Origin of the sequence: Shewanella sp. (genome assembly GCF_048265805.1) — a bacterium.
Taxonomy (GTDB): Bacteria; Pseudomonadota; Gammaproteobacteria; order Enterobacterales; family Shewanellaceae; genus Shewanella.
In genome coordinates this window covers 170,468-182,709 of sequence record NZ_JBLXAT010000005.1, presented here as the reverse complement: position 1 = coordinate 182,709, position 12,242 = coordinate 170,468, and the positions used below count along the sequence as shown (strand labels likewise).

Here is a 12,242-nt window from a genome sequence, read left to right as displayed (position 1 = left end):
GCGCGATACTATAATCATTGGTTATAGTGTATAGCAATCAATAAATCAATCTGGAATATAACTCACTCCAGATGCTGGTGTGCGCCGTTGTTCGCAAAAAAGCTGCGAAAAGGTATCTATTTCACCAATACGATTTATTATATTATTAACAAAATTATAAAATTAGTAGGAATACTATGGCCTTTTGGTTGGTACTGGTGCTCATTGGTGCTTTGCTGCTAATAGTAGTTGGCTTTAATGCTATGCAACAGCAGAGAGAACGAGCCGAATCCGTGCGGCGCACTGAGCTCACTCGACAACGTGCCATTATGGAAGAAACTGAAGAAGTGCTTGCCAATACAGGCATGTTTCCCTGCTCGCCAAACGTCAGCATTATTCTCTATCGACGTATTCGAGAAGCCGCGCGACAAGCATTACAGTTAGCGACCCCACAGCAGCGTGGCGATTACGAACGCCGTATCCTCGATCTCGATAACATCATCAATAATCAAAAATCTAGTGGTGGGCAAATCCCGTCATTAGAATCTTTCAAGTTGCCAGAAAATGATCGTCAAATATTAGTGTTGGTGCAAACGCTGAAAAAACTGAGAGCGATCATTCGCGATGAACACAATAAAGGTAAAATCGACCCGACAGTATTTGCCAATGAAGAAGGCCGCATCAACAACCTACAACTGCGTATCAACGTTGACAGTATGTTGTCACGCGCCCGCAGCAGCTGCTATTTGAAACAATATGGTTCAGCACGGCAGATGGTGACGAAGGCATTGAGCACCTTAAATGCCATTAAAGCACAGACGCCTAACGATCCGTTTATCGCCAAAAAAGTGGAAGAAGCCAAAGCCTTGTTGGACGAAATCAACGGTGAAGTCAAAGTTAATGCGCCAAGCGCGCCTAAACCTAAAGAAGAAAACGATATCGACGTTATCTTCCAGCCGAAGAAAAAATGGTAACACCACAATTAGGCGCTCAAACAGAAGGTCAGCAGATAGCTGGCTTTTTTGTACCAAGACATCGCCAACGACCCAAAAACCTAACAGCGCGTGTTTAAATACATTCAACACAATGGATTTGGTACTTGCGAGCAAAACCGACAATAACTGTCCACAGTCATAGCCAATCTGACCTCCCCCTATGATCGATGCAGATAAGATGAATCCTGCGGCATAACCGATAACCGTTGGTTTTAAAACTCGAGGCGCTAGACCTAGCTGCTATTGTCATTGCTTTGTTCTATCGCGGGGTTATTCGATAGTTAGCGTATCGCCGATTGACTCAACCTATTCTACCAAGTTGGTAACAAACCACCGCAGGATTGAGCATCAGTATTATTCGGGCAACGCCCGTAGAGATGTGCACCACCTTCATGGCGATGGTAATCCTGACAACAAAAAGCCCCCGCTAGCGGAGGCTTTTGACTTGCGCATTAACCGCTAGATGCGGATTAAGCTTTTGACTTTTTCTTTGCTGTACCGCTAGCTTGCCATTTACCGTCTTGGTAATGGGCAGACCAGCCACTCGCTTTGCCATTCACTTCACTAGCAACGTACTGCTCTTTCGTCTTACGGCTGAATTTAATGAGTGTTGGATTACCATCATCATCTTGCTCAGGCGCATCGGCCAGATACTGATATTTAGACCACAGCTGTTCACGATATTTCTTCAACTCAGACACCAATGGCGCACGAGTTTCACGCGAACGGGGGAACGTACTGGCGGCTAAGAAAATACCTGCAGCACCGTCACGCAACACGAAGTATGCGTCAGACTTAGTACACTTGAGTTCTGGCAAATGGATTGGGTCCTCTTTTGGAGGCGCCGCTTCACCATTTTTCAGCAACTTACGGGTATTCTTACATTCGCTATTGGTACAACCGAAGTATTTACCAAAGCGACCGTTCTTCAGCTCCATGTCACTACCACAGCGATCGCACTCAATCACCGGGCCATCGTAACCTTTGATCTTGAACTGACCGACTTCGACTTCGTAACCATCACATGCAGGGTTGTTACCACACACATGCAATTTTCGCGTTTCATCGAGCAGATAGCTGTCCATCGCCGTACCACACTTGGCGCAACGGTGTTTAGCGCGCAGCGCTTCAGTTTCAGCGTCTTCACCATCGGCGATAGCGTCTTCACCTGGCACCAAGTTCATGGTGGTCTTGCAGCGCTCTTTCGGCGGCAAGGCATAACCAGAACAGCCAAGGAACACCCCAGTAGTCCCGGTACGGATGCCCATTGGACGACCACATGTTGGACAAGCGATATCAGTCAGCACCATCTGATTTGGACGCATACCGCCCTCTTCTGGTGGTAACTCAGCTTTCTCCAATTGTTGGGTGAAATCTTGGTAGAAGTTATCTAGCACTTGTTTCCACTGCAACTCACCATGCGCGACGTCATCGAGTGTTTGCTCCATGCCTGCGGTGAAGTCGTAACTCATCAACTCACCAAAGTTTTCCAGTAAGCGCTCGCTGACGATCTCCCCCATCTTCTCGGCGAAGAAACGACGGTTTTCAACCCGTACATAACCACGGTCTTGAATGGTTGAAATAATCGCCGCATAGGTGGATGGGCGACCGATGCCACGCTTTTCCAACTCTTTAACTAATGACGCTTCGCTATAGCGCGCTGGCGGCTTAGTAAAGTGTTGCTTCGGCAGTAGCTCGTTGAGAGCAAGCACATCACCTTCGGCCACAAACGGCAAGGTGACATCTTCTTCATTCTTTTTCTTCAATGCTGGCTGTACACGTGTCCAACCATCAAATTTCAGCACGCGGCCGTTAGCACGCAACTCATAGTCACCAGCAGTGACAGTCAAGCGTGTCGCATCATATTTGGCAGGTGTCATCTGACAGGATACGAACTGACGCCAAATCAGCTCGTATAAGCGCTGAGCGTCTCGCTCCATATCTGACAACGACGCCGCAGACACATTCACGTTTGATGGACGAATTGCTTCGTGCGCTTCTTGAGCGTTCTCTTTATTACCGTAACGCAGTGGTTCATCCGGCAGATACGCGGCACCGTACTCGCTACCAATCATCTCACGCACACTATCAAGTGCTTCTTGGCTCAAGTTAGTGGAGTCGGTACGCATATAGGTGATGTGACCCGCTTCGTAGAGACGTTGCGCCAACATCATGGTTTTCTTCACACCGAAGCCCAAGCGCGTACTCGCTGCTTGTTGCAAGGTTGAGGTGATAAATGGTGCGCTTGGCTTGCTTTGTGTGGCCTTGGTTTCTTTAGCAGTAACGACATACTGTTGCGGCTTCAGTTCAGCAACGGCCGCCATGGCTTGTTGCTCATTCTTCGGCTCGAATGCATTACCCGCATGACGTACCACTTCCATCTGTAATGCGCTTTCAGACGCTTGCAGTGCAGCATGTACGTCCCAGAACTCTTCTGGTACAAAGGCTTTAATTTCAGCTTCGCGTTCAACAACCAAGCGCACAGCCACTGACTGTACTCGGCCAGCAGACAAGCCACGAGCCACCTTTTTCCACAACAGCGGTGACACCATAAAGCCCACTACGCGGTCGAGGAAACGTCGCGCCTGCTGCGCATTGACCATGTTGTTGTTCAAGTCACCCGGACGGCTAAAAGCGTCTTGGATAGCGGTTTTGGTGATTTCGTTAAACACTACGCGTTTAAAGCGATCTTCACCACCGCCAATCACTTGTTGCAAGTGCCATGCGATAGCTTCCCCTTCGCGGTCCAAATCCGTTGCGAGATAGATTTGGTCAGCTGACTCCGCTAACGCTTTTAACTCTTTAACCACCTTTTCTTTGCCTGGCAGCACTTGATAATTGGCTTTCCAATCGTGCTCGGGGTCAATCCCCATTCGAGACACCAAGCCTTGGCGCTCTTTTTGCTTTTTGTAGGCTGCTTTTTCTTCAGGCGACATCTTGCGCACATCGGCTGCGGAAACGCTTTTGCCGTTAGACTCGGCAGAGGAAGAGGTTGGCAGATCACGGATGTGACCAACGCTCGATTTAACAATAAATTCTTTACCAAGATACTTGTTGATGGTCTTGGCTTTGGCCGGCGATTCGACAATAACTAGCGATTTTCCCATTATTCAGTGCGCCAAAATTCTCGGAAAGGTAAAATTTGCCACCATATATAGAGGGTTGTTGACTCACTTTCAAGTCAATCCCTCTTTTATGTGGCCTAGGGACTCAATTTTTAAACACAGAAAAATATTAATAAAAATAATTTTGCAGCTAAAAAAATTATTATTTCATTATTTGGCTTTTCGCAAGTCATAGTTATGCACTTATGCTGTTTTACTATATTCAGCCTTACTAATTGAGGGGTTGTCGACAACTTTTTCTCCCCTATACTGGACGTCAAATTTTGTGCAGTTATCCACTTCTAGGAGACGGGATGAAACATTTCGAAGCCAACTTCGATGGCCTAGTCGGACCAACCCACAATTATGCGGGGCTCTCATTTGGCAATGTGGCTTCCAGCCAAAATGCCTCCATGCCGTCTAATCCTAAAGCTGCGGCTCTGCAAGGTTTAGCTAAAGCCAAAGCGCTAGCTAATTTAGGTTTAGTACAAGGTGTTATCGCCCCGCAAGAGCGGCCAGATATCTATACACTGCGTCAGATGGGCTTTAGTGGTACTGACGCGCAAGTGCTGAACAAAGTGGCTAAAACCGCGCCTCAGTGGCTGTATGCTTGTGCAAGCGCGTCCAGTATGTGGACCGCAAACGCTGCCACCGTATCGCCAAGTGCCGATACCGCCGACGGTAAGATCCACTTCACACCAGCCAACCTGATTGACAAGTTCCATCGCAGTATTGAACACAACACCACCGGTCACATTCTTAGAGCGATGTTTGCCGACACCCGCTACTTCAAGCATCACCAAGCGTTGCCAATGCATCCACACTTAGGCGATGAAGGGGCAGCCAACCATACGCGTTTATGTCACCAATATGGCGAAGCGGGGGTGGAACTGTTTGTCTATGGTCAATCGGTATTTGATCACGACAAGCCCAAGCCGCAGAAATATCCGGCTCGGCAAACCTTAGAAGCCTCGCAAGCGGTGGCTCGGTTACACGGCTTAGATGATGATAGCTGCGTGTTCTTGCAACAAAATCCTTTAGTGATTGATCAAGGCGTGTTTCATAACGACGTCATTGCTGTGGGTAATCAAAACGTACTGTTTTACCACCAGCAGGCGTTTTTTCATGGCGCAGGTAAATTGGCAGAATTGCAGCAAAAACTCGACTCAGAGCTGCACCTGATTGAAGTGCCAACGGCGCAAGTATCAGTGAAAGATGCCGTGCAAACCTATCTGTTCAACACCCAGATTGTGACGTTGCCTTCCGGTGAGATGGCAATCATTGCCCCAACCGATTGTGAAGAAAATCCAGCCGTTAAACAGTATCTGGATGAATTGATTACGCTGGGCACGCCCATCAAGCAAGTACGTTATTTTGATGTGAAACAGAGCATGCAAAATGGTGGAGGCCCCGCCTGCTTGCGTTTACGAGTCGCGCTCAACGAGCGAGAGCTCAACGCAGTGAATCAACAAGTGTTGCTCACCGATGACAAATATCTAAAACTTACCAAATGGGTCGAGCGTCACTATCGTGATCGACTAACGCCTGCGGATTTAGCCGACCCCGAACTGTTGAAAGAAACTCGCACCGCGTTAGATGAACTGACGCAACTGCTCAAGCTGGGCAGCATCTATCCGTTCCAGCGTTGATATGGCGATGATGTTTAGCAAAAGCCCGCGATATTCGCGGGCTTTTTCGTTGGGGTTAATAGATATTGACGGGAATATTGACGACCTCGGTCACTAATCCGCCAGGCGACGTCACAGTAACAATGAAAGTACCGGAATCAGGCTGATCAGCCCCGCCTAATGTCACACTAAACTGGCGCCCGCCATTATGGTTGGAGTTAGGCCAAGTATAGCTAGGCGCACTCTCAATAGAGCCCGCGGTTGTACTAAAGCTTACGACAGACCCCGCGGGCATTTGCTGGTTACGGAAGTCAGAAATAGTAAACTGCACTAGCGCGGTACCATTACCATTGATGTCGATGCTGCCGCCAAAGTTATCACCGTCTCGGTCAACAATACGAGTATCAGCTAATGCTGTCGCATAGGCTTCACTACCGGACATCACAATCACTAAACTACCACGTACATCAATAGACCGAGGCTGATTCACACCATCGGCGCAACCAGCATGTGCAGGAATGGAACACAATACGCCGTTGTACACACCATCACGCGTATCGAACACACCATTATTGTTAAAGTCGATGAGTTCTTCTAACTCCCCACCGGCTTGTCCACCCGCTTGTTGAGGGTTGAAGATACCGTCTTCGTTGTAGTCACCAAAGGCTTCATCAAGATCGTAGGGCCGTCCCCCAACATCATTGCCAGCAAAAGCGGCCATTTCTGACGCATCAAACCGGCCGTTGCCATTGAGATCGGGGAATGACTCTTCACCAACAGCGGTTGCTGTAATCGTCGCGCGGCCAGCATACGATTGGCCATAAAAGTTGCCACCATCGACCAGCTCAGCGCGAGGGTTACGCAGGTTCCCCAAATTATCCAGTAAGGTTTGTCCTTGAGGACGAGGGTTTTGACTACGCCAATTGACACTGCAGGTACCATTAACCGTGACGCAAGACGGTTCGATAGCACCGCCTTCTGTAGTGAAATACACCGCTGTGCCATCTGGTGCCGGGTTATTAAATGCGTCAGCAAGACGTGCAGTTACTGCCACGGTCGTACCATCCGTGCCCCATCCCTCTACGTTCAAACGGTCCGCCGACAGCGAGAACGAATCTTGATCAGGAATGCCAGTAGAAATCACCAGTTGGCTTGACTGCGTTGAAATAGCGGGATCGGAGCCAACAATCGTTGCCGTAACTCGTACGGTACTCGACACCGTGCCAGAATTCACCACAGTTTGTACCAATCCATCGGCGTTAGACGTCGCGCTGCTAGGATCGAGTGATAAGCCGCCTGCCGTAGAATTGAGAGAAAACTGCACGTTACGACTTGCTACCGGATTACCATTGGTATCAAGTACACGGAAACGCACAACGGAAGATTCATCACGCCCTGTACCTTGAATACCAATTTGACTCGGTGTGGCATCAACAAAAACAATACTCCCCACCGCAGCCCCCAACACATTGATGGTGCCAGTGGCCGATAGACTGCGCCCGCCCACATCGGCGGACACAGTGATAGGATCATCCCCTTCACAGCCTTGAGCGAGATAGGTACTGCTAGCTACGCCGTTAACCGCAGTCACCGAAGCAGTCAAAATTGCTCGCGGCGTTGCTTGAGCGGCGCAGCGTGATGAAAAGCGTACATCGACAGGTTCAGTAAATAAGTTGCCATCAGCATCTTGCAGTTGCACGCTAACCGTGGCAGTGCCACCAGCCGATAGTGTCGTTGCACTCACCGCCGCACGCCCCGCAACAAAGGGATCGCCACTGCCCATCACCACATTGCTTGCACCAACCACAAATACTAAATCCGTAGATTCGCCAGAGGCGAGAGATGCCGTTACTGACCCCGCCCCCGGTGTGCTACCTGCGTAGATAGTTACTGACGCAATACCGTTAGCATCGGTCACTGCGGTATTAATGGGGAGATCACCAATGCTCGATTCAAACGTAACAATAACCGAACGAGAAATACCGGTGACACGCGCAGTCAACGTTCCCGGAGTGGATGAATTAATAGTATTCGTAGTGGCACCATTAGCATCGGTAAGGCTTAACGTGATCTGCGCGCTCCCCCCCGTCGCAGGGCCGCCATCGCCCACCATAGTGAACCCGACAGTGGCAGATTCACCACTACTGATAGCAGCGGTGACTTGCCCTGCGCCAGCAACATCGGACGTTGCTAGAGACACCGTCGCAACACCATTGGCATCGGTGAGTGCAGTACCGATAGCAGGAACGAAGGTGCCAAGGTCGGCATTATTAAGTTCAAAGGCCACTAATGTGCCAGCAACTGCTCCAGAAAGGCTATTAGTCACCGTTGCCGTTAAGGTTGCCGGAGTGGCGGCTGAGATAGTGCTATTAGAAATGGTTAAAGTGACCGTGGTGGTGCCAGTAGGATCTGAGCCATTACCGTTGTCAGTACCTTGGTCAAGGTTACCGCCGCCACCGCAGGCTGACAGTAATAAACACAAACACGCCCCAAATAAACGCATTGCTGACCGCATTGTCAGCCTCCTTGTTATTCGTAAATCAATCAGAAAACGGTTCTGCTAAAGCTTAGGATATGACGAGAGTTTTCACATAAAAATTACATAACTAACATGTTTATTTTTATGACTTAACATCAAAAACTAACTCGGCTAGCAGTTCCCTCGAATGGGCTTTCTTGCTAGGCTTAGACGATTTTGCGAAAAAATATAAAAATAATAGGAAATAAAATGTCGACAAACACTCGGAAGCTTGGCCTAACCGGTAAAATTCTGATCGCCATGTGTTTAGGTATTGCTTTTGGCTTTATCGTTAGATATTTCGCCCCCGAAAGCCAATTTGTAAATGATTACATGACTGATGGCGTACTTAACGTCGTTGGTACTATCTTCGTTAATTGCTTGAAAATGCTCGTTGTACCACTGGTATTTGTCTCGTTGGTTTGTGGTACTTGTTCACTCAGCGATCCGTCCAAGCTCGGTAAGCTGGGAGGCAAAACGCTAGCGTTCTATCTGTTCACCACCGCTATTGCCCTCACCATTGCTATCAGCGCGGCAGTATTATTCCAACCAGGTGACAGCGGCCAACTGACTACCGACCTAACCTATGATGCCAAAGAAGCCCCTGGCCTCGCTGATGTACTGATAGGTATGGTGCCAACCAACCCTATCAAAGCGATGACTGATGGAAACATGCTGCAAATCATTATTTTTGCTGTGATTTTTGGCTTTGCAGTATCGCACATCGGTGAACGTGGTCGACGCGTAGCGGCCTTATTTGAAGACCTTAATGAAGTGATTATGAAAGTGGTCACGCTGGTTATGAGCCTAGCGCCGTACGGGGTATTTGCGCTGATTGCCAAGCTCACGCTAACACTCGGCATGGATAAACTTGAAGGTGTGGTAAAGTATTTCGGACTGGTGCTGGCCGTACTGATTTTCCACGGCATGGTGGTTTATCCCGTACTGCTAAAACTATTCTCCGGCCTCAGTCCATTGATGTTCATCCGTAAGATGCGCGATGTGCAGCTGTTTGCCTTTAGTACCGCAAGTTCTAACGCCACGCTGCCAGTAACTATGGAAACCGCCGAACACCGCATGGGGGTTAATAACCGCGTAGCTTCGTTTACCTTGCCGCTGGGCGCCACCATCAACATGGACGGCACGGCAATTATGCAAGGGGTAGCAACAGTGTTTATTGCGCAGGTATACAACGTGCCATTGGGAATTGGTGACTATGTTAGCGTGGTGATTACCGCCACGCTGGCTTCTATCGGTACTGCGGGTGTCCCTGGGGTGGGTTTAATCATGCTGGCTATGGTTCTGAAACAAGTGGGTCTGCCAGTTGAAGGCATCGCCATGATTATCGGGGTCGACCGCCTACTAGATATGGTACGTACTGCAGTGAACGTGACGGGTGATATGGTCGCAACCGTTATTGTGGGTAAATCAGAACAAGATTTTAATATTGAAATCTTTAATGATTCAGAAGCGGGTAAAACCAAGGGTTTAGATGAGCAATTAAGCCCGTCATCACACACTTAAGACACATCTCAAACATAGAAAAGGCGTCCCATGGACGCCTTTTTTGCAGCTAAGCAGTGCTGGCCTTATCGTTCCCAGTAAGACTCTTCGAGGCTATCTTCCCGCTCTGGCAAACCACGTGATAAGCGCGGGCTATTTTGCGCTAACACTTCATAAGCAACACGGTTGGCATATTTACAGATTTGCGAGAATGATGAGTAGCACAAGCCACCACGGGTATGTTTAATCGAGCCCGGTACGTTAGTCTTGTGGAAAGTGTTCGCCGCTAGATCATGCAGCAACGCCGCCAATGCACCATCGCCAGCACCATTGGTATTGAGGATCTGCTCAGGACCGCCCATGTACGGAGAGATATGAGCAAACACTTTAATCGGTGTATCACAATCTGAACGACGTTTTGGCCGAGAAAACTCATAGCGGTTAAATTCAGGAATCGCGCCAGGCAACAACAGATGTGCGGTTTCACGTTTTTCACTGTCTTCCGCATAACCCGCTGTATACAAGCCCGTAGCGCCAGCAGTGGTCAACACCATGTCACACCACTCCAATGCTGCTTCGCTAGACAATAACGGATCTTCTATGCCCGTTAACGCCAAGCCTTCCTCTTCATTCATCGCCAGTACAGTGACATGCTGACTAATGAAGTCACGCCAAAACTGTGGGTCTTGCTCGATTAGAAAACGTGTTCCCAACGTTAACACTACTGGCACATCGACTTCTTTGGCGTACTCAATCGCTGTCATAGCGGCTTGAGTGATACCATCACCTTCCGCGGCACGCATTAAGTAAGCGGATATCACCAATGCCGAACTCCCTTGCACCAACGCTTTATTGATGTATTCAGCATGCAACTGATCCATGACGCCTTTGCTGATGGCAAATGTCCGCTCGCCATTATCAGAGATCAACGTAAAACAACGTCCAAGTGGCCCTTCAACTGGCTGTAGATGGTTCAAATCGACTTTAGATGAGGTGTTGCACAAATAGCGATAAGCGTAGCTACCGACTTCGATTTGACGGCTCATGACGCCAAACAGCACCGAACGGTCATCAGCCAAAATGGAGTAGTTATGGACAGTATTGCCGATAGTGCCACCCGCATATTGACCGCAGATCATCCCGCGTGAGCGCAACTCTTCGTACAAAGCTTCAGCTGAGGTTTCTTCCAGCAAAGTGGAGTTACCTTTTGGCAAACAGTAACGCTCGAGCAACTCATCTTCAACTTTGGCTTCAATGTCCACCAAGGTTTGGTCAATACCGCAGATCCACGTACCCGTCGGTCTTGGCTGCTGGATTAATTGCGCCAACAACGGATCACGGTTTTTTACAGGAAAATAGTGTTTGGACTTACGCTGTCCGGGGAATTTCATAGCTGCATCTCATCGGGGCACCGCGAATATCACCGCAACAAACCTTAAGTTGCTCGATGCAATATTCGCGTCAAACTCAAAGGCGGCAGATTCTATCACACCTAGCTCGCCTTGCCAGTGTTGCTTAATGCCATCCTTGTGTATGTTGTAATGCCAGTTCCGCCAGAAATGCCATATGTGGTTCATCGTCATTCAGGCACGGAATAAAACGATATGACTCGCCACCAGCATGCAGGAAGGTTTCCTTGCCACCGATAGAGATCTCCTCCAGTGTTTCCAAACAATCTGCCGCAAACGCAGGGCTGATGATATCGACGGATTTCACACCTTCTTTGGGCAAACGCTCCAGTGTTTCATCAGTGTATGGCGTCAACCAAGGTTCTTTACCGAAACGGGATTGGAAGCACACCATCCACTGCTCTGGCGTTAACCCCAGCGTTTGGGCCAACAGCTCAGCGGTTTTATAGCAGTGGTCGCGATATGGGTCGCCTTCATTAACATAGCGTTCTGGCACGCCGTGAAATGACAGTAATAGCTTTTGAGACTGTCCATGCTGTTGCCAGTGTTGTTTGACACTGTGAGCTAAGGCATCGATATAGCCTTGCTTATCGTGATAATCACGTACAAAACGCAGTTCGGGAATGTCACGGCGGGACTTCAACATGGCCGCCACACCATCGAATACGCTAGCAACGGTCGAGCAGGAATACTGCGGATATAGCGGTAACACAAGCACTTGCTTAACGCCCTGCGCCTCCAACGCTTTGAGGCCTGTATCCAGCGACGGCTCTCCGTAGCTCATACCCAGCTCAACAGGGATATTTAATCCGGTACGACTCAGCAAATGGTTTTGCAGTGCTTGCTGCTGCTTACGGCTAATCACCATTAGCGGTGAGCCGTCTTGCCACCAGATAGACTGGTACAACTTAGCGACTTTGCCTGGGCGAATATTCAAAATAATGCCATTAAGAATGCACCACCACAGCACGGGATTAACATCCACCACGCGAGGGTCGCTGAGGAACTGCTTAAGAAACGCCTTTACTGCGGCTTTCGTCGGAGCGGCTGGCGTGCCAAGATTGACTAGCAAGACACCAAAAGGCGGTTGGTTAGTTTGCACGTGG

General features: G+C 49.0%; 7 protein-coding genes. 3 read left to right on the top strand and 4 right to left on the bottom strand.

What is annotated here, in order from left to right; translation table 11 throughout:
• Positions 1-176 precede the first annotated feature (176 nt).
• A complete protein-coding gene (locus ACN0TT_RS05425) occupies positions 177-953 on the top strand; it encodes a hypothetical protein (protein ID WP_417761121.1) in 777 nt (258 codons plus the stop codon).
• Positions 954-1,444: 491 nt separating this feature from the next.
• On the opposite strand, the gene topA is transcribed toward ACN0TT_RS05425, so the two are convergent.
• On the bottom strand, positions 1,445-4,081 hold the full coding sequence (topA, locus tag ACN0TT_RS05420) for a type I DNA topoisomerase (RefSeq protein WP_417761120.1): 2,637 nt from the start codon (positions 4,079-4,081) through the stop codon (positions 1,445-1,447).
• Positions 4,082-4,392: 311 nt separating this feature from the next.
• On the opposite strand from topA, the gene astB reads away from it, so the two are divergent.
• Positions 4,393-5,727, top strand: a complete 1,335-nt coding sequence (astB, locus tag ACN0TT_RS05415; protein WP_417761119.1) for an N-succinylarginine dihydrolase — start codon at positions 4,393-4,395, stop codon at positions 5,725-5,727.
• A gap of 55 nt (positions 5,728-5,782) precedes the next feature.
• Here astB and ACN0TT_RS05410 read toward each other — a convergent pair whose 3' ends face one another.
• Positions 5,783-8,221 (bottom strand): beta strand repeat-containing protein, encoded by a 2,439-nt coding sequence (locus tag ACN0TT_RS05410; RefSeq protein ID WP_417761118.1) that lies wholly within the window; start codon positions 8,219-8,221, stop codon positions 5,783-5,785.
• 213 nt (positions 8,222-8,434) lie between these two features.
• Between ACN0TT_RS05410 and ACN0TT_RS05405 the strand changes: the two genes are divergently transcribed.
• Complete coding sequence (locus ACN0TT_RS05405; RefSeq protein WP_417761117.1) at positions 8,435-9,748, top strand: dicarboxylate/amino acid:cation symporter; 1,314 nt, start codon at positions 8,435-8,437, stop codon at positions 9,746-9,748.
• A 65-nt stretch (positions 9,749-9,813) separates the two neighbouring features.
• Here ACN0TT_RS05405 and ACN0TT_RS05400 read toward each other — a convergent pair whose 3' ends face one another.
• The gene (locus ACN0TT_RS05400; RefSeq protein WP_417761116.1) at positions 9,814-11,118 is read right to left on the bottom strand and encodes an inosine/guanosine kinase; all 1,305 of its coding nucleotides are present in this window, start codon (positions 11,116-11,118) and stop codon (positions 9,814-9,816) included.
• Between the two features lie 124 nt (positions 11,119-11,242).
• Positions 11,243-12,238, bottom strand: a complete 996-nt coding sequence (gene hemH, locus ACN0TT_RS05395; protein WP_417761115.1) for a ferrochelatase — start codon at positions 12,236-12,238, stop codon at positions 11,243-11,245.
• Between the last annotated feature and the right edge of the window lie 4 nt (positions 12,239-12,242).